General features: G+C 64.3%; 17 protein-coding genes and 1 pseudogene. 11 read left to right on the forward strand and 7 right to left on the reverse strand.

Annotated features, from left to right (window positions below):
* From BFAL_RS10960 to BFAL_RS04295, 3 genes and pseudogenes are all read right to left on the reverse strand, one after another.
* Positions 1–252: pseudogene (locus tag BFAL_RS10960) on the reverse strand (hypothetical protein); the annotation flags it as partial.
* A gap of 137 nt (positions 253–389) precedes the next feature.
* Positions 390–1,643, reverse strand: a complete 1,254-nt coding sequence (locus tag BFAL_RS04290; RefSeq protein ID WP_055427198.1) for an esterase/lipase family protein — start codon at positions 1,641–1,643, stop codon at positions 390–392.
* 43 nt (positions 1,644–1,686) lie between these two features.
* The gene (locus BFAL_RS04295; RefSeq protein WP_055427199.1) at positions 1,687–2,604 is read right to left on the reverse strand and encodes a LysR family transcriptional regulator; all 918 of its coding nucleotides are present in this window, start codon (positions 2,602–2,604) and stop codon (positions 1,687–1,689) included.
* A gap of 255 nt (positions 2,605–2,859) precedes the next feature.
* Between BFAL_RS04295 and BFAL_RS04300 the strand changes: the two genes are divergently transcribed.
* Entirely contained in the window at positions 2,860–4,311 is a 1,452-nt protein-coding gene (locus BFAL_RS04300) for an MFS transporter (RefSeq protein ID WP_082440360.1), read from the forward strand.
* 206 nt (positions 4,312–4,517) lie between these two features.
* A complete protein-coding gene (locus BFAL_RS04305) occupies positions 4,518–5,948 on the forward strand; it encodes an MDR family MFS transporter (RefSeq protein WP_160319030.1) in 1,431 nt (476 codons plus the stop codon).
* 75 nt (positions 5,949–6,023) lie between these two features.
* Here BFAL_RS04305 and BFAL_RS04310 read toward each other — a convergent pair whose 3' ends face one another.
* Both BFAL_RS04310 and BFAL_RS04315 read right to left on the reverse strand, forming a co-directional pair.
* The gene (locus BFAL_RS04310; RefSeq protein ID WP_152973532.1) at positions 6,024–6,575 is read right to left on the reverse strand and encodes a DUF3592 domain-containing protein; all 552 of its coding nucleotides are present in this window, start codon (positions 6,573–6,575) and stop codon (positions 6,024–6,026) included.
* A gap of 798 nt (positions 6,576–7,373) precedes the next feature.
* Positions 7,374–8,312, reverse strand: coding sequence for an NADPH-dependent F420 reductase (locus BFAL_RS04315; RefSeq protein ID WP_306345421.1), 939 nt, complete (start codon positions 8,310–8,312; stop codon positions 7,374–7,376).
* On the opposite strand from BFAL_RS04315, the gene BFAL_RS04320 reads away from it, so the two are divergent.
* From BFAL_RS04320 to BFAL_RS04355, 8 genes are all read left to right on the forward strand, one after another.
* On the forward strand, positions 8,293–8,817 hold the full coding sequence (locus tag BFAL_RS04320) for a PadR family transcriptional regulator (RefSeq protein ID WP_055427202.1): 525 nt from the start codon (positions 8,293–8,295) through the stop codon (positions 8,815–8,817). The genes BFAL_RS04315 and BFAL_RS04320 overlap by 20 nt on opposite strands.
* Positions 8,818–8,875: 58 nt before the next feature.
* Positions 8,876–9,496, forward strand: coding sequence for an endonuclease III domain-containing protein (locus tag BFAL_RS04325; RefSeq protein ID WP_082440363.1), 621 nt, complete (start codon positions 8,876–8,878; stop codon positions 9,494–9,496).
* Positions 9,497–10,238: 742 nt separating this feature from the next.
* Positions 10,239–11,462 (forward strand): ATP-binding protein, encoded by a 1,224-nt coding sequence (locus BFAL_RS04330; RefSeq protein WP_055427204.1) that lies wholly within the window; start codon positions 10,239–10,241, stop codon positions 11,460–11,462.
* Between the two features lie 122 nt (positions 11,463–11,584).
* Positions 11,585–12,481 (forward strand): formate/nitrite transporter family protein, encoded by an 897-nt coding sequence (locus BFAL_RS04335; RefSeq protein ID WP_082440361.1) that lies wholly within the window; start codon positions 11,585–11,587, stop codon positions 12,479–12,481.
* A 156-nt stretch (positions 12,482–12,637) separates the two neighbouring features.
* Positions 12,638–13,423, forward strand: a complete 786-nt coding sequence (locus tag BFAL_RS04340) for a methyltransferase domain-containing protein (RefSeq protein WP_055427205.1) — start codon at positions 12,638–12,640, stop codon at positions 13,421–13,423.
* 306 nt (positions 13,424–13,729) lie between these two features.
* On the forward strand, positions 13,730–14,329 hold the full coding sequence (locus BFAL_RS04345) for a MarR family winged helix-turn-helix transcriptional regulator (protein ID WP_236691667.1): 600 nt from the start codon (positions 13,730–13,732) through the stop codon (positions 14,327–14,329).
* A complete protein-coding gene (locus BFAL_RS04350; protein WP_236691668.1) occupies positions 14,326–15,858 on the forward strand; it encodes an MFS transporter in 1,533 nt (510 codons plus the stop codon). Before BFAL_RS04345 ends, BFAL_RS04350 begins: the two co-directional genes overlap by 4 nt.
* Before the next feature lie 189 nt (positions 15,859–16,047).
* A complete protein-coding gene (locus tag BFAL_RS04355; RefSeq protein ID WP_055427206.1) occupies positions 16,048–16,920 on the forward strand; it encodes a sulfite exporter TauE/SafE family protein in 873 nt (290 codons plus the stop codon).
* A gap of 982 nt (positions 16,921–17,902) precedes the next feature.
* Here BFAL_RS04355 and BFAL_RS04365 read toward each other — a convergent pair.
* Positions 17,903–18,427 (reverse strand): NAD(P)H-dependent oxidoreductase, encoded by a 525-nt coding sequence (locus tag BFAL_RS04365; protein ID WP_055427208.1) that lies wholly within the window; start codon positions 18,425–18,427, stop codon positions 17,903–17,905.
* A 320-nt stretch (positions 18,428–18,747) separates the two neighbouring features.
* Here BFAL_RS04365 and BFAL_RS04370 point away from each other — a divergent pair, with 320 nt between their 5' ends.
* Positions 18,748–19,146, forward strand: a complete 399-nt coding sequence (locus BFAL_RS04370; RefSeq protein ID WP_055427209.1) for a cupin domain-containing protein — start codon at positions 18,748–18,750, stop codon at positions 19,144–19,146.
* A gap of 52 nt (positions 19,147–19,198) precedes the next feature.
* Here the strand turns inward: BFAL_RS04370 and BFAL_RS04375 are convergent.
* Positions 19,199–19,435 (reverse strand): TetR-like C-terminal domain-containing protein (locus BFAL_RS04375; protein ID WP_236691669.1); only part of this gene is annotated, 237 nt, incomplete at its 5' end.

Here is a 19,435-nt window from a genome sequence, read left to right on the forward strand (position 1 = left end):
CCCCCCTGGGGGGGGGGGTGTGTGCGGGAAGGCGCCCGCCTCGAGATCGGCGGGGGAGGCCACGCCGATGCCATGCTCCAGGTCGAGTCCCTTCACCCACTCCCAGTCGATGTCGTTGTTGTCCGCATCCTTCAACATGATGTACGACCACTGGCTGATGCTTTCCTTCGCCTCGGTCAGCCACGAGCGGTCGATAGTAAAACCACTGTTTTCCATTGTTCTGTTGTCTTTGCTGTGTTCTTCGCTACTCATTCAATCATTCATATCCGCGGGAAATCACATCCCCACACCGCCTATGGTAACGCTCACGGTGTCCGGTTGGGCGAATCGCCGGAGAACAGTGGGCGAATTCGCCAGCGGGCGCGGGCGGAAGTGGGTGCGGGCGCGTACTACAGGCCGCGGCGTTTGAGGTCGGCGACGATGCCGACGTAGAATTCGCGCACGTCGAATCCGGGGATGTTCTCGCGGTTCAGGTCGATCATGTCCGCGTGGGAGATGCCTCGCGTGCCGTTCGGCTCCAGCCATGTGAACCGTTCGCCCCACGGGAAGGAGGGTTGCGCGACCAGACCGTCGTTGGGGCCGTCGAACCATTTGACGAGCGGGTACGTGAAGTTCAACGGGAACTTGCCGGTCGTGGCGTGCGCCAGCTTCGAGCCGACGCTTTGGCATACGATGCCGCGGAACGGGTCGGTCGCCGGCGCGGGATTCGCGTTCCCCGCGCCCGCCGCGCCGGAGAGTTCCGCAGCGTCGCCGATCTCGGCGTTGAGGCGCGCGCAGCCGGCCTGCGTCAGGTCATGCACGGCGGCCATGAAATCGGGGTGCGTGTCGCCGAGATGCGAGGCGGCCGCATTGTAGGTGGCGGCCACGCGCGCCTGCGCTCCGGCGGGGATGTTGGTGAGCAGGTAGTCGGCGAACCCGCAGCCGCGGTGCGGCGTGTTGATGGTCGTCAATGACGCCACCATCGGCGCGGCGCCGCAGCGGGCGATCGCATAGCGCATGTCCAATCCGCCCTTCGAATGGGCGATCACGTTCACTTTGCCGCAGCCGGTCGTCTCGACGATGCGCCGGATGCGTTCGGTCAGCTCGCGCGCCGAATCCGGCACCGACGCGGCCGACTGATGCTCGCCGTAGAACACGGTCGCGCCGTTGCGCTGCAGTTCGCCCGGCACGCGCCCCCAATAGTTGAGCGCCTTCGTGTCGCGGAAGAACACGCCGTGCACCAGCAGCACCGGGTATCGCGTGGCGCATACGCGCGCGGCCGCACGCGAACGGTCGAGCCTTTCCTTGGCGGTCTCGAAGCGGACCTCTTCGGCGGCCGTGCGGATGATGAGCCTGAGCGCCACGAGGTTCGCGATGGGGATCCAGCCGCACACGATGCCGATCACGCGGATCTTCAATCTGAGCTGCACGCTGGTGGCGTACACGGCGATGATGCCGATCCAGAAGACGATCGACAGGACGAGTGCGACCGCCGCCAACGAGATCGCCCAGACCGGCCAGGAGTCCGCCCACGGTGCAGGCCAATCCGCGGCGAGCATCGAGGCCAGCGTGCCGCCGAACCCTACGGTGGCCGCCGCCAGCAGCCACCAGAACACCCTCAACATGATCACGCCGACATGGCATATGGTGATGCGGCCGGTCATTGCGCGCCTCCCGAATTCGCCGAGCTCTCCGTCGTCTCCCAATCTAGTCCCACGCAGCCGCACGCACATGGGCGAGTTCGGCGATGCGTGCGACGAAAGCCTTCACCTGCGGTTCGGGATCGGAGGGGTAGAGCAGGCCGTAGCGCATGCCGACCGGCCGCGGCCAGTCGACGGGCACGTTGACGAGCTGCGGGTGCACGCCCGCCCACATCGGTTTCGAGATGAGCAGGTCGCCCGCGTCTGCGCACTCGTTGAACAGGTTCAGGTCGTAGTGGTCGATGTCGACCAGTTCGACGCCGGGCAAACGTTCCAGCAGATCCCGGGCGATGTCGTCGGTGCCGCCGTACCGGCGCAGGATGCGTATGTGGGTGCGGGCGTCGCCGCGACCGTTGAGATCGTCGAGCGTGACGATCGGCAGGCGGGACAACGGGTGCCCGCGCGGCACGGCGAGGCACAGCGGTTCGTCGGCGATCGGCAGCGTGCCGCACACGCCGTTCCAATGGTCGGGCGCGAACGCCGTGGCCACCGCGTCGATGTCCTCGCCCAGACGGGCGATGATCTCGTCGATCGGCACGTCGTCGTCCGGCATCGGCACGAGCTCCAATCGGATACGCGGGTCGGCGCCGCGCTGCCACAGGTCGAGGATGCGCCTGGCAGGACGCAGCATGGAGATGCCGAGCCTGACCGGAGGAACATCCGCGTGCGTGCGCCGCCGCATCCTCGCGATGATCTCGTTCGATTGGCGGATGATCGAACGGGCGTCCTCGATGAATCCCGAACCGGCCGAGGTCGGCGTCACGCCACTGCGGGACCGGTCGAACACCGTGATCCCGTATTCCCTCTCGAACGTGTTGACCTGCTTTGCCAACGCCGGCGCCGAGATGTGCAGTCGCCGTGAGGCCGCCGCGAAGCTGCCCGTCTCGGCGGCGGCGATCAACGCGTCCAGTCTCCGGTCGTACATGATCCGCTCCCGCCTTTCCTCGCGCCCTGCCGGTCGTCCGCGGCGCTTCCGATGGGTCGAACGTGCGCCGACCGTAGCATATGTGAACTTGTGGTTTATAGACTATAAACCACAATCATTCGATATCCGCGGATTTTCGCCTGTCGTCAAGCCTACACTGTCCCATGCGATTGTCTGTACGGATTACGACGGAATAGTGTCGAACGTTCACTGGAGGGCGATCGCATAGGAAACGAACGACGGGGAAGGAACGGCATGCGCTCATCGACCGCAACGCGCGACATCACAGGCACCGAAGACGGCGGACCGTCGGACATCACGGCCCGTGACCGGTCCGCCGCCGGCCGCCGCGGCCACCGTGACCAACTCGACGCCCGCCATCCGGCGGCGTTCGCCACGGCGGCCGCATCGATCGCCTCGTTCCTCGTCGGCATGGACGTGCTCATCGTCAACGTGGCGCTGCCGACCATCGCCCGCGACCTCGGTGGAGACATGGCCGTCCAGCAATGGGTGGTCGACGGCTACAGCCTCCTGTTCGCCGCACTGCTGCTCCTATGCGGCAACCTCGCCGACCGGTGGGGCGCCAAACACGTGTTCGTCGCCGGGGCGACGCTCTTCGCCGCGGCATCGCTGTTCAGCTCGTTCGCATGGTCGATGGCGGTGCTCGTCGCCGGACGATGCCTGCTCGGCGTCGCCTCCGCGCTCATCCTGCCCGCATCGATGTCCCTCATCAACGAGGCGAACCCGGATCCGCGGCGCCGCGCATGGGCGCTGGCCCTATGGGGCGCGGGAGGGGCGAGCGCCTCGGCCGTGGGACCGCTGCTCGGCGGACTGCTCACACCAATCCACTGGAGCCTCGTGTTCGCAATCAACGTGCCGTTCTGCCTGCTCGTGCTCCTGCTCACACTGCGCGTCGCACCCTCACCCCGCCGCCCCAAGCCGTTCGATTGGGTGGGGCAGACGCTGGCGCTCACCGGGTTCGTCCTGTTCATCGCGGGCGTCATCGAAATCGGCGCGCTCGGCGTCGGCTCGCCCCTCGCATGGGGGTTGACGGTCGGCGGCGGGCTCACGCTTGCGGCGTTCGTGCGCTCGCAGGCTCGGGTGGCCACGCCGATGATGCCGCTCGGCCTGTTCCGCGTGCGCGGCATGCGGGTGGCGCTGATGATCGGATTCGTCATGATCTTCAACTGGTACGGCATGGTGTTCATCTCGACGATGTTCCTGCAGAACGATCGGGGGATGGGCGCCCTCGCCGCGGGACTCGTGTTCGTGCCGAGCTCGTTCGTCACCATCGGCGGCAACATCGTCGGCGGGCGCATCATCACCGCGCGCGGCTCGCGGTTCTCGATCACGCTCGGACTGTCGATTATGATCGCCGGCTTCCTGTTCGAGTTCCTGTACCCTGCGCCGATTCCCGTGTGGGCGATCGCCACCGGCCTGAGCGTCGTCGGATTCGGCGCCGCCATCACCACGCCCGCCGCCGCGGGCGTCGTCCTCGCCAGCGTGGAGACGGCGCAGGCCGGCATCGCCTCCGCCATGTTCAACACGTTCCGGCAGGTAGGCGGCGCGGTCGGCGTGGCCGTGTTCGGCGTCGTCGCCACGTTCCTGCCCACGCTGACCCTGGCCTTGCGTGCCGTGTTCCTCGCCTCCGCCGTCCTGCTCGGTCTCATCCTCGCCTACGAGCTCGCCTGTTGGCGTGAACGGTGAGTTCGGTCCGGTCGGGGACTATCATGGCATGCCGGGAGCGGGGTGCCGCCGAGTCGGTTCCCGCGCGACCGAATGTGACTGAATGAAGGGCCATCGACCGTACAATCATGCCCGCGCCGGATGAGTGGGATCCGGCGGCGGCTGCAACAGGAACGATTCGCCTTCGACGCCGTGCCATTGGCGTCACTCGACGAAAGGCAGACGAATTGACCTCACGCAACACAATCGAGCCGAATGCCGTAGCCGGCAACCCGACCGCCATGATCGCCACCCTCATGGTCGGCTCGTTCGTGGCCGTGCTCAACCAGACGCTGATGATCTCCGCACTGCCCACGCTGATGCGCGAGTTCGCGATCTCCAGCAGCACCGTGCAATGGCTCACCACCGGGTTCATGCTCGCCAACGGCATCATGATCCCCGTCACCGCGTTCCTCGTCGAGACGTTCACCACGCGCCAGCTGTTCCTGTATGCGATGGGCATGTTCTTCGCCGGCTCGCTCGTATGCGCGCTCGCCCCGAACTTCGCGCTGCTGCTCGCCGGCCGCATAATCCAGGCGTGCGGCGCGGGCGTGCTGATGACGCTGCTGCAGACCGTGCTGTTCCGCGTCTATCCGCCGGAACGCCGCGGTCAGGCGATGGGCATGTTCGGCATGGTCATCGCCTTCGCGCCGGCCATCGGCCCGACCGTCTCCGGCCTGCTGGTCGAATGGTTCAGCTGGCGTTGGATGTTCGGCCTGCTCGTCGCCATCGCGGGCGGCGTGATCATCGCCGCATGGTTCACGGTCCGCAACGTCGGCACGCCCACCCGCCCGCACATCGACGTGCTTTCGGTGGTGCTTTCCACGCTCGGCTTCGGCGGCGTCCTGTTCGGTTTCTCCACAGCGGGGAAGAACGGCTGGGGCAGCGTGGACGTGCTGGCCGCCCTCGCGGTCGGCGTGGTCGCGCTGGCGGTGTTCATCATTCGACAGATGCGGCTCGACCAGCCGATGCTGGATTTCCGTATCTTCCGCATCCCGATGTTCACGTTGTGCCTGACGATCTCGGTGATCGGATTCGCCGCGTTCATCGGCGTGGAGAACGTGATTCCGTTGTATCTTCAGAACGATCTCGGCGTGAATGCGCTGGAATCCGGTCTGCTGATGATGCCGGGCGGCATCGTCATGGGCGCGCTCAACCCGGTGACCGGCAGGCTTTACGACCGGTTCGGCGGCCGCCCGGTCGCGATCGTCGGGTTCGCTGTTCTGACCGCGGCCGCCGTGCTGCTCGCCACGATGGACGCGCGCACGCCCGTGTGGATGCCGTCCGCGTATTTCGCGCTGCTGCTGGCCGGTTCCGCGTTCTGCTCGATGCCGTTGGTCACCGCCGCGCTGAACCAGCTGACCGGGCCTGAGATCCCCCACGGCACCGCGATGAACAACACGATGCGTCAGACCATGGGCGCCATCGCCATCGCGTTGCTCGTCACCATCATGAACACGCACGCCTCGGCCGCCGCGGCCGCTGGCGTGGACGTGGCGGAGGCATCGGCGTTGGGCGTGCATGCCTCGTTCCGTGACGTCGCCGTCGTCTGCGCCGCCTGCCTTGTCGCCGCGTTCTTCGTGCGCGACCGCGGACTCCGTCCGGGCATGCGGCATTGACGGCGCCCGATTCGGGCCGAAAGGTCGTCCGTCGACCGTGTGCGCCGTTACGGCCGCGGTTGACGGACGATTATGTCATCGAAGGAACAGAAGGCTTGTCATCGGCGCGAGAACGCACAGCATCACGGCGCCCAGGATGATGAGTATCATCGCGGTCCCCTTCGAACCGGAGCGTTTGACCTGCGCGTACGCCTGCCAGGGCTTGTCGGGATTGTAGTAGACCGGCATCGGACTGCCCAACGGCCATAGTTGTCTGGCGGGCCGGTCGTAATGCATGATGCCGGACCCCTTGTACTTCACATGAAGCACGTCATCCGGCGTGACCCACAGCTTCACTTCGCCGGACGGCAGCCAAGGCGCGATCACTTTCACCGACGAGACGCGGCGGAAGCGCCGCACCACCTCATAGCGGCATCCATTCACCTGATAGGCGAGCACGGGCGCGATGCCCTCATTGTCGCCACTCGTGAACCGGTAGTCCGTGACGAAACCGGTCGTGACCGCCGTGCACGCGGCAAGCCTCCTTCTGGAAAGCGCAACGACGACGATGCCGACGACCATCAGGGTCGCCCCGGGAACCCCTAGCGCGGAGGCTGCCAACAGTGCGGTCTGCCAACTGGATTCCATAGGCGTCATAACCTTCCGGGACTTCGCGGAGCGTATGACCGGTCATGCCGGACACGCATCATCACCGCCCATTATCCCACGACAGGACTCGCCTCGCCGGGAACGCGGGGAGAGAGGATCGCAGGGGCGCGGGGAACGCAGAGCGCGCGGGGAAGCAACAAAGGCCGGCTGATGTCGTTTCCGTCCCAACAGCGTCAGCATCGTCCCATGTTTGGGACGGAAACGACGCTGAGGGGCGGAGAGGGGGTCGTCAGCGTCGCCGTTGCCCCAACAGCGTTGGCGTCGTCCCACGTTTGGGACGGAAACGACGCCTAGAGGGCCGTCAGCGTCGCTTGCATCCCAAACGTGGATCGTAAACGACGCGTTTGGGACGGAAACGACGCGAAACCGGGCGAAACCGGGCGGGATGCGGCCGGCTCGGGGCCGTGTCCGGTCTCGGCGTCGCTATTATCCCAAGCTTGGGACGGAAACGACGCTGCTGGAGAGGAAACGACGGCGTCGCCGCTTCGCAAGATCCGCCATACACACGCGTGTGAACGGATGGAACGATAACAGCCTGTTCGTTATGCGTAATCATGCGAGCAGACGGCCGCCATGGCCGACCGTTTTCGCCGGCAGCCGCGGGGCGGTCGAACGTGAGCCTTCCGATTGCGGCTTACGAGATACGGTTGGTATGCAAAGATCCCGCCCGATCCGATGAGGCTTTGCCGGATGGGGCGGGACCTTCGTATAGCGTGGGAGGTCTCCATTCGGAGGGCCTCACCCGACGATACCCGTGCGGTTGTTGTTCGTTGCGGGTTACTTGACGACCTTGAAGCCGGCGGTCCACGGGGTCTGCTCGGTTACGCCGAGGATGATCTGCAGCGCGCCGTAGCCCTCGAGGTACTGGGCGCGCTTGAGCGCGCCGGCGTCCACGGTCTTGAGGCCGGCGGCCTCGACGAACGCCTTGACGGCGTTCTTGGCGTCATCGCTATCGGAGGCGAGCTGCACCACGGTGGGTGCGCCGTCGTTGGAGCCGGTGGCGAGCGTGGCGGCGAACGTGGTGTTGAACGCCTTGACGATCGTGCTGTCCGGCAGCTGGGCGGCGAGGTATTCGGCCGCGGACTTGGAGCCTTCCGGCAGGGCGAGGTCGAAGGTGGCGAAGTCGATCGGGTTGGACGGGTCGACCACGGTCTTGCCGGCGAGCTGGCCGGCGTAGGCGGCGAGCACGTCCGCGTAGGCGGGGAACGGCAGGGCGAGGACGACAATGTCACCGGTGATGGGCTCGCCGAACTTGGTTCCGGTGACGCCTTCGGCCGCGGCGGCGGCCTTGTCCGGGTTGCGGTCGATGACCTGCACGTTCGCGCCGGCCTTGACGGCCAGTCCCGCGACCGCGGAGCCGATGTTGCCTGCGCCGAAGATGGTGATGTTGCTCATGGTGGTTTCCTTCCTTTGCCGTGCCGCGTGGTCTCCGGTGGATACCGGTGACCGCGGTGCGGTCGTATGCGGTGTTGTTCCTCGCGTCTCCGTGGTCCGTGGGCCGGTGCTCATCGGACCGTCGTTTCCGCGTTGGTCATCAACATACATCCCTTCTCGATATATCTCAACCTGAGATATATCGAGATAAAATATTGCCGTCTCGAGAACCATTGCGGCGATTGGCCTTTGGCGCCCCCTTGCTGTCGGCCCACACGGCGTGTCGCGCTGAAATATTTCAACCTGAGCTATAGTGATGGCTATGAACATCGTTGAAATCATGACATTGGGCTTCCTGTCCGAGGAGCCGCTGTGCGGCTACCGGCTGAAGAAGAAGATGGAACAGCTGCTCGGCTATGCGCGCCCGTTCAGCGACGGCACCCTGCATTCCGTCACCGGCAAATTCGTCAAACAAGGGTATCTGGGGGAGTCGTTCAACGTCGTCAACGGACGTCGTCTGCGTGAGTTCCATTTGGAGCCCGCGGGCCGCGAGGCGCTCGTCGAGGAGCTGAAGGGCACGAATGGCTACATGCTCACCGACATCACCAAATGGTCGGTCGTCATGTCGTTCCTGTCCGTCGTGCCGGACGAGGCCGACCGCAACGCGGTGCTGCGCCGCAGGCTCGACCTGTTGAACTCGGACGTGCGCCGCATGTACAGCGACGGCGAAGGCCCAATCGACAACGCGGACCTGACCGACCGGTACCGCATCGCCATCACCGAAATCCACGACGCGGAGATCGAGGCGGAACGCCGATGGCTGGAACGGGAGCTCGGCGTTGCCTGACACGACGAGGCATGACGGCCTGCCCACGCCGGATGATCTTGAAACGCTGTACCGCACCATGCTGCGCGAGATGGGCCCGACCGGCTGGTGGCCGTCTGACGGCCCATACGAGATCATGGTCGGCGCGGTGCTCATCCAGAACGTGTCATGGCGCAACGCGGATCGGTCGCTGGACGCGTTGAAGGCCGAACGCCTGCTCGACCCGCATGCCATCGCGCGGATGGACGACGCGCGGCTGCAGGAGCTGATACGCCCGTCCGGCTTCTACCGCAACAAGTCGCGCGCCCTGCGCGAGATGAGCCGATGGTACGTCGAACGGTGCGGCGCGCGCCCCGAAGGCGCGGCCGACGTCGACGACGACGCGTTGCGCAAGGAGCTGCTGGCCCTGTTCGGCATCGGCGGGGAGACGGCCGACGACCTGCTGCTCTACGTGTTCGACCGTCGCGCGTTCATCGCCGACACGTACGCGCGACGCCTGTTCACGTTCCTCGGTTACCGCACGCCCGCAGGCTACCCGGCGTTCCATAAGGTGTACAACCCGATCACGCTCGCCACATCCCTGACCGTCGCCGACCTCAAGGAGTTCCACGGCCTCATCGACGAATACGGCAAAACCTACCGCGACGACGCCGCGAAGGCCGAGTCGTTCCTCGGGCGAATGGGAATGCGATTGGCGTGATGCGAGGTTTTGCGCAGACTGATGCGATGAACGAGGGCCGGGTCTAGCGGAACAGCTGCAGGTATCGTGCCGCGGTCAGTGATTTTACAGGGGGAGTGCGTGAACGCTCCGGAATCGCGGGTGATGATGAAATCCATGTCGTTCTGTTCCGCGGCGGCGCGGATCAGGCTGTCTTCAAAGTCCGGTTCGTCCGAATAGGCCGAATTCCGGCATTTCTCCTGTCCTATCGGAAGCACCGTCAGGAGAACGAGGAACTGTCTGATGAGCTTCCTGCACTCCGGTTCCCCCCAATGGCTTTCGGCATAGGTGGTAGAAATCCTTCAACGAGCCGGACGTTGTGTACCCGAGCACGTCGGGAACGGCGATTCTCCTCATCGGGCCATCGGCTGATGCGTGTTCCGGGTGTCCTTCAACTGCATAGTCGATGAGCACGTTCGTGTCGAGCAGCAGTGATAACGGCCTGACCGTTCATCATGACCGTTCATCAGGAGGGGGAGCGGTCGGCGAAACCGGCTGGCGACGGCACGGTCGCTTGCATGCTCGACATCGGCTGCGGACCAGGCGGCAGCACTTGAGTGAACGTGGCGACGAACGTTCGTGACGAATCGAGATTCATAGCACTAGATACAGGCATATACGGCTTGATACGGCAGCGTTTTCATCCATACAGGGGAATAAATTAAGATAAACTTCGATACAATGAGCGGAGATAGTCGAATACCGTCAAGATGAGGAGGGCGCCATGAACGCTGAAACGGGTATCGCGTCGAGATTGCCATTGCATGCGTTGAACCCGTTCATGCCGGGCGCCGGCAAGCAGCCTCCTGAACTGGTGGGACGCACCCATGATCTGGAGATCATGGACCGAATGATCGCACGCACCAAACTCGGGTTGTTGGACCGTGGTGTCATTTACAGCGGTTTGCGCGGTATGGGCAAGACCGTATTGTTGCTCAAACTCAACGATATGGCCTCCGTCCAAGGCATGGCGACTGTGCAGATCGAAGCGAACGGCGATGCCGCGGCCGAATATGACGAGCTGATTCATGAATTGTCGTTGTCGGTCATGCGCATCAGAAAACCTGATGTGCGGCAGCGGCTGGCTGAGGCGTTCTCTCGCATTGCATCGATCTCGTTGGATTTCGTATTCGGGTCCGCGAAAGTGGAACTAAAAGGTGCGGATGCGGAGAAACGTGCGATTCGGGCGTCGTCGTACAAGCTGGAACTGCTGATCGAGGGACTTGCCGAAGAACTCAAACACGATGATTCCGGACTGTTCCTGTTCGTGGATGAGTTTCAGGACATGTCCGCCGAAGTGATGATGACATTGATTACCATCCAGCATAAGACGGGTCAACGTAATCTGCCGTTCTACATCATCGGTGCCGGATTGCCGAACCTGCCCGGAGTATTGACCAAAGCGCGTTCCTACGCCGAGCGCCTGTTCGAATACCGCACCATCGATCGTTTGGATGACGCAGCGGCGGCCGACGGTTTCCAGAAACCCGCACGCGAGTTGGGATATTCATTCGACGATGAGGCATTGTCCTGTCTGGTCGAGGTGTCGAATGGGTATCCCTATTTCATCCAGGCGTACGGCAAAGCCACATGGGATGCTTCGGATTCCAACCCGATCACCGTCGCCGCGGTGAAGCGGGGCGAGCCGGTCGCCCGTAGAGAATTGGATCAGGGGCTGTACATGTCGCGATGGCAGCGTGCCACTCCATTGGGACGCGACTATCTTGCCGCGATGGCTTCGCTCGGCGAGACATGCACGTCGGCCCAGGTCGCGGAACTGATGAATCGCAGCGTCTCCGATCTGTCTTCGATCCGTCTGTCGCTGATCGAACTGGGACTGATCTATTCGCCGGAACGTGGGCGGATCTCGTTCACCGTGCCGGGCATGGACGAATTCATCCGTCGTGCGATGCCCACTGAGGACCAGTCCTACGACCGGCGAGTGTGACGAGAGCTGCCGCTGCCGCGGTGATTCCATGCCGTAGAATCGGGCATTGGCGGTCGGGGCGGTCGCATAGAACGATCACGACGGAGAGGTCATCGCCGATGAGCGGAAGGAAGGACGTGCGGATGGGAACGGACACGATGGGTACGGGAAGGCCGGAGCGGGCGGCGTCGCCGGCGCCCCGGCTCAACATCAACGCGCTCACCCCGGTGGAGACCGAGGCGGCGGTGGAGGACGCCGGCGTCGCCAAGACGCGGCTGACCGGACGGCGCGCCTTCGTCTCGGCCATGTTCGCGGGCGCGTTCATCGGCTTCGGCGCGCTGTTCTTCCTGATCGTCACCGCCGACCCGTCGATGACATGGGGGCCGAAAAGGTTCGTCGGCGGACTCGCCTTCTGCATGGGACTCGTGCTCGTATTGTGCTGCGGGGCGGAGCTGTTCACCGGCAATTCGCTGATGGTTTCCGATCTCGCCGCCCGCAAGGTCACACTCAGGCAGATGCTGCGCAACTGGGTGATCGTCTGGTTCGGCAATCTCGCCGGCGCGCTGCTGCTGGTGCTGCTGGTCGCGCTCGCCGGCACGATGGGGCTCGCCGACGGCGCGGTGGGCGATCTCGCGGTGGCGACCGCCGCGGCGAAGGTCACGCCCGCATGGGGCACGTTGTTCGTGCGCGGCATCCTGTGCAACATACTGGTGTGCCTGGCGGTGCGCATCGGGTTCGCCGCACGGTCCGTGGCCGACAAGGTGCTGGGCATACTGCTGCCCATCGCGGGCTTCGTGGCCATGGGCTTCGAACACTGCGTGGCCAACATGTTCTTCCTGCCCGTGGGACTGGCGGCCAAGCTCATGGGGTTCGGCACCGGCGCCGCCGGCGCGGGCGCATTGGATGCGGGTTCCATCGTGTACAACCTGTCTGCGGCGACATTGGGCAACATCATCGGAGGATCCCTGTTCGTCGCGTTGGCATACTGGTACCTCAACGCCAAACCCGCGAAGCACACGTCCGACCCCGCCGCCGCTTGACGGGCCGGAAACAGGTACAGACGACGGACGCGCCCCGGCCGTCGGCACCGGCGGGAGCGCCTTAGCGCGCGTCCGCCGAACACGCCACGTCAGGAAACCTTCCATCATGCAGCCGCAACCGGTAAGGCACGTGGCCACGTCGCTACCATGAGCCGCATGGTCACATGGGATTCCGAACAGTACCTGCGCTTCGACACGGAACGCACGCAGCCATCACGAGACCTCGCCATGCAACTGCCCGCCGACGACGGCACGGTCACGCGCATACTCGACATCGGCTGCGGGCCGGGCAACAGCACCGCCGTGCTGCGCGAACGCTATCCGCACGCGCACATCCTCGGCATCGACAGCTCGCCCGACATGATCGACGCCGCACGCGCCGCCCACCCCGACATCGACTTCGCATTGTGCGACGTCTCGCAGACCGACCAGCTTGCCGCCCTGCCGCACGACATTGACATCGTCTTCTCCAACGCGTGCATCCAATGGGTGCCCGACCATCCGCACCTCATCCCGAACCTCATCGGACTGCTGCGCGAAGGCGGCACGCTCGCCGTACAGACGCCCATGAACTACGAGGAACCCATCCACCGCATCATCGCCGAACTGGTCCACTCGCCCCGATACGCCGACCGGCTGCCCCAGCAGCGCGAATTCCACAACCTCACCCCACCCGACTACTGGGAGCTGCTCAACGCGCACGCCACACGATTCCGCATGTGGAAGACCACCTACATGCACACCCTGCCCTCCCACGAGGCCATCATGGACTGGTACCGCGGCACCGGACTGCGCCCATACCTCCAGGCGCTCGCCGACGATGCGGAACGCGCGGAGTTCGAACGGCAGGTGTTCGAACGCGTATGCGAGGCGTACCCCACGCAGTCCGACGGCAGCATCATCTTCCCGTTCCCGCGCTTCTTCTTCACCGCGGTCAGGTAGGCAGGGCGGAGTCATGCAGACCGGTTGCGCATAACCGCAAGGCATTGATGGGTTGAGCCGGAGCTTGTCGGCGGACGTATCGCCGGAATCGTTCGGTTCCCGGACTTCCGGCAGAAGCCGTCACTGGCGGATACGCAGCGACGGCTTCTGCCGAGTACGCCCCCTGTTCTCGAGAAAACCCTTCGCTTGGCGCGTCCCAGCGTCAGGTTCTCTCGCACGGTATGATGCCTGTTTGTCCGACGCGCCCATATAGTTACCAATAGTCATTATTTTTGGTAACTATCAGATTGACTGGTTGGAGACCCAATGACCGATCCCACGGACGACGCCATAACCACGCGCACGACGGCAGACATGTCCACGGCACTGCCCTCCGCATACGTGCGGCTGCTCATGGACGCCTGCTGGAAGGCGAAAAGCATCACCGAACTCATGCCTGAACTTCCCAAAGGCATGAAACCGCGCTACGTACACGTCATCGACGCCATCTGGCACATCAACGCACCGCACGGACAGGACACGGCCACCGCCCGCGTGGGCGACGTGAGCGCCTTCCTTGGCGTCACCACACCAAGCATCACCAAGCTCATCGGCGAAATGGCCGACCGCGGACTGCTCGCCAAACACGCCGACGACACAGACCGGCGCGCCGTCACACTCACACTCATCGAACAAGGACTCGCCATCCGCAAAGCGTATGTCGCCGACTATCACGCGCATCTGGGCGAACTGTTCGCCGGCATCACCCCCGAAGCATGCGAAACCGTGGCGCGCACGATGACCGAAGCGCTCGCCCGCATGCGCGCGGACGAGTGGCAAACGCCACAGACGAAGCAGGAAAAGCGGGGGAACCAGGAAACGCAAGACAAGCAGGAAGCACAGGGAAGGGAAGACGCCGCAGCATGAACGCAACGAGCAACATGAACCAGCAGCCAACACGGACACCCTCGGCAACGCAATCGGCGCAACCCGGCCGCCTTTCGCAATCGGCACCAGCCACGACGCTCGCCAACGGCGGCAAACAGCCGGCAGCGCCCAAACTCGTCATCGCCGTCATCGCGCTCGCCATCCTCACCTTCCTCGGCATCCTGTCCGAAACGTCGCTCAACATCGCCTACTCCACCCTCATGGAGGAGTTCTCGATCGGCGCGTCCGTCGTCCAATGGCTCACCACCGGCTACCTGCTGCTTCTGTCCATCGCGATCCCCAGCTCGCCGTTCATGGTGCGACGCTTCGCCACCCGCACACTGTTCGTCACGGCCGTCGCGATCTTCACGCTCGGCACGCTGATCGGTGCGCTCGCCTCGAGCTTCCCGATGCTGCTCGCAGCCAGGCTCGTCATGGCGCTCGGCACCGGCATCTCGCTGCCGCTCATCACCAACATCATCCTGGAGAAGTCGCCACTCGAACAACGCGGCGCGATGCTCGGCATCGTCAGCCTCGTCACCTGCGCCGCCCCCGCCATCGGCCCGGTGTTCGGCGGCGTGGTCATGGAATACCTCGACTGGCATTGGATCTTCTACACGATGCTGCCGTTCCTCGTGCTCTCGTTCGCGCTCGGCATGGCGTCCGTGCCTGAAATCCGCCATCCGGGAGACAAGGAGCACGCCTCCATCAGCGTGCCGTCGCTGCTGCTCGTGGCGCTGGGACTCGCCGGAATCATCGTGGCGGTGAGCTTCTTCGCCGAATGGAACGGCGACTGGCGGTTCTGGGTCACGCTCATCGCGGCCGTGGCGGTGCTCGCCGTGTTCGCCGCCGTCCAGCTGCGCATGTCCCGCCCGTTGATCGAAGTGCGCGTGTTCGGCTACGCGGGATTCACGCTCGGCATGCTCATCCTGCTCATGGCGTCCGGCGGCGTGCTGGGATTGAACTTCCTGCTGCCGATCCTCCTGCAGCGCGGCTTCGGCCATGGTTCGCTCGTCGCGGCGTTGATCCTGCTGCCCGGCGCGGTCGTCGGCGCCATCGCAGCCCCGATGATCGGTGGCGCGTTGAAGAGCCATTTCCCGCCCAAGTTCATCCTGTGCGGCTTCATCGGCGTCACCGTGATGGATATCGCGCTCATCGTGGGGCACGCGAACGTGTGGGTGGTGGCGATCGCGTACGCGTTGTTCATGGCCGCGTCCGGCTTCGTGCTCGTACCCGACCAGACGCACGCGTTGAACCAATTGCCTTCGCGCCTCAACGCCGACGGCTCGGCCGTGATGAACACCGTCCAGCAATTGGCCGGCGCAATCGGCACCGCCGTGGCCAGCGCACTGATCACTGAATTCGCCGCATCCGCCGCGCGCTTCGGCGCGACCTCCGCCGACTCGTATCTTCAAGGCTTCGCATCGAGCATGTGGGTCATCGCCGGATTGGCGGTGGCGGGCATCGTTCTCGCCGCGTTCATGTTCCGCTTCTCCACGCGCCGACCTCCCGAGATGTTCGAGGTGTGACTCCGTGCGGAACGGCACGAAAAGACCGGTCCCGGTTTCGATATTCTGTCGATTTCCAAGCAGGCGGGACATGGTCCGGCTTTCGGGCGTAGGATGAGTCATCCTACTCGCCCGTATGGGTGCCCGCACATCACATCTATAGGTGCGGAAAACCGTGCGGCATGGATGCGAGGCGACGAGAAGAGGGAGATGACGATGATGACGGTGGGCGTGATGGCCATGGTGGCTTTGGCCGCGGTGCTGTATGGCTTGGACAAGTCGCTGGCTCCCGGCGCGGGCATTCTCGCCGTGGCCACGCTCACCGCCGTCATGCCCGCCAAGGAGGCGACCGGTATCACGCTCATCATGGCGATCGTGGCCGACTGGAGCGCCATCTGGGCGTACCGAGGCAACGTGTCGCGCCGCACGCTGCTGCGTCTGTTCCCGTTCGTCGCCATCGGCATCGTCGCGGGCGCCGGATTCCTGTTCGTCGCGGACAACACCGTCACACGCCTGACGATCGGCGTGATCCTCGCTGTGTTCGTGGGCATGTATTTCCTGTCCCTGGCGCGTAAGAAGATCGCCGCCCGGCATAGAGCTGCGGAGCCCTCACGTGGGACTGCCGATACCGACGCGGATGGGCCCGCCGCTGCGGACGTTGCTGTAATGGCGCAGCGCCCCGTGGAATCATCCTCGTCCAAGACGACTTCTGCGACTTCTGCCAAGGCCTTCGCGCTCGTTAAACGCGTGGTGTGCGGAGCACTCTCCGGATTCACCACGATGGTGGCCAACGCGGGTGGCCCCATCACGTCCATCTACTTCCTGTCCGAGAACCTGAGCGTCATGCGATTCCTCGGCACCACCGCATGGTTCTATCTCATCATCAACCTGGTCAAGCTGCCGTTCTCCATCGGCTTGGGCATGATCACGTGGACGAACTTCACGGCGATGGCGTGGACGATCCCGCTGGTGGTCGTCGCCGTGCTCTGCGGGCGTTGGGTGGCCCGGCGCGTGAGCCAGTCCATGTTCAGCATGCTCGTCTACGTGCTGTCCGTCGTGGCTGTGGTGCGCCTGTTCCTGTAAGCCCATCATGCGCGTCGGCCAAGGTGAACGATGGGGCCTCCGGATGCGCGATGTAGCCGACTGAACCGTTTATGCGACGAGGCGATAAAGAGAAGTGGAGGCTTAGACATCGTGTGTGGGGCTAAGAGCCAACACGCGGGTCTTATTTGCGTGCGCTGTTGGCATGTCGTTGGTTGAGCGCCTTTCTCATCCTCTCTGATGCCGGGGGCGAACCGCCACAGCGCGGAGACCAGGCAGCCCCATGTTTATCCAACCGAGTAGCCTCACGTTTGCTTGGCCTCCCTGCGGTCGCCCGACCGGGCAACCGCACGCTTGTTTCGGCTGAGCACCCCATGCTCGCTTGGCCGGGGACCGTTTTTGTCGTGAATCTGCGTGGTTCGAGGCATGACCTGCGCGGTTGGGCGGCCAACCTGCGCAGTCGGCGGCCGAACCTGCGCAATTCGGGACCGAACCTGCGCAGTCCAAGCCCCAACCTGCGCACAGGGGTGCTGAAAGAAGCCCAGCACAAGGCTCTGGAACACATATGCCGTACCCTGAAAAGCCCGGAACTCCAAGGAACATACCAGCACCACCCTGCCTGGCGCAAACAGGACTTCACGACCCCCATGTGCAGGTTCGTCATCGGACTGCGCAGGATCGGGACTCAATCGCGCAGGTTCGCCATAGGACTGTACAGGTTCGAGACCTAAGTGCGCAGGTTCGTCATCGGATTGCGCAGGTTCATGCCCCCGGCTGCGCAAATCCGGCACCGAACTGCCGTCTCACCGTAGAGACGAACAGACGTCAAGCCACTTCACAGGCAAGGTAAAGGATGTCGTCCCCTCCCGGTGCGGCATCCTTTACCATACCCGTAGGCCGGTCTGCCGGAATGCGGCCGCAAGCAGGTGCCTGCCGTCTGACTGTATCGTCTTCTGCCGCAAGCGGTGAGCCGGTTCCCGGGATTACATCGTCGAATCCCGGGAACCGGCGTCTCTCGGTAAGCTCACTTTGTGAGGAACGCCTTGTATGCCTCGGCCTGCGCGTTCAGCGTTTCGCCGCTGATGCCGAAGGACGCGAAGGTGACGAACGGCTTGACCCACGTGGCGTTGATGTGGTTGGCGGTGCCCTCGAACGGGACGAGCAGCTGGTCGATGGTGAAGAGGTTGTCGCCGTCCGGCTGGTATTTCGATTCGGGCGAGCCGGTGGAGACGGCCACGGCGAACTCCTTGCCTTCGAAGGCGTGGCCTTCGGAGCCGTACGCCCAGCCGTGCTCGAGCACCTTGTCCTCCCACTCCTTGAGGAGTGCGGGGGAGGAGAACCAGTAGAGCGGGAACTGGAAGACCACGCGGTCCGCCGCCTCGACGGCCTGCTGCTCGGCCTTCACGTCGATGTCGCCGTCCGGGTAGAGCGCGTACTCGTCGCGCACGGTCACGTTCTCCAGTTCGCCGGCGGCAGCGGCCAGCGCCTTGTTCACGTGGGACTGTCCGTTCAGATCCGGGTGGAACACCAGAACCAGCGTCTTCTTCATATCATGCTCCTTGTCGTCGATTGGTTCCCGCCGGCGATGCCGGGGGACTCTTGCGGTTTCGCCGGACCGTCGCCCGGCGCCCCCATGCCAGTTAACAGTGTCGCAAACATCGCGGCATGCACGTGCGGCGCTACGTCGTAGGCGAACACGGCGGCCTGCGCCCACGGTCTTCCCGAGAAGTGAGGTTGACTTCGAGCGCTTGAGGTTCGTAGCGTTCGACGAGAGGCGCCTCTATCGGAACCGTTGCGGACACTACGGTTCGATTTCGGTTCCGACGGGACGGCGCAACAGACCAGGAAAACAACGGAAGGACAACGATTATGGACAATCCGAGCGCATTCCCCATGGGCGAGCCGAACGACGCGTACGCGCAGTACTTCGAAGGCCGGAGCTACCTCGCGCCGCTCGCCGGCGACGGCCAGGTGAGCGTCGCGAACGTGACGTTCGAACCCGGCTGCACGAACCACTGGCACATCCACCATGGCGTATGCCAGATCCTCATCGCCGTGGGCGGCCGCGGCTACTATCAAATCGACGGACAGGACCCGGTCGAGCTCAAGCCCGGCGACGTGGCATACATTCCGCCGGAGACCAAGCACTGGCATGGCGCAGCCCCCACCGAATCGTTCGCGCATATCGCCGTCATGCCCAAGAAGGAGGGCCAGTCGAACGAATGGCTCGAACCGGTCGATGAGAAGGAATACCGCAAGCTCGCATAGCCGGACATAGGCGGGCGCACGTGTCGAACGCGTCGGACGGGCGGCAGTGACCCTACGGCGTCGTCACCGCACAGCCGGTGCCGAATTTGGCGGCGGTGGCGACGCCGTGATGCATCAGCGCGGTCATGACGTCCGCCAGGTCCTCCTCCGGCGCGTCCAGATCCGAGCGGACCCATTGTTCGATCACCGCGCAGATCGCGCCGGCCCAGAATCGTGCGGCATAGCGCGGCGCGGTCTCGCCAGCGGCGGGTCCGCGGTTCATGTTGCGTTGCATCGCGTCCACGATTCG

It is taken from the genome of Bifidobacterium aesculapii (assembly GCF_001417815.1).
GTDB classification, from domain to species: domain Bacteria; phylum Actinomycetota; class Actinomycetes; order Actinomycetales; family Bifidobacteriaceae; genus Bifidobacterium; species Bifidobacterium aesculapii.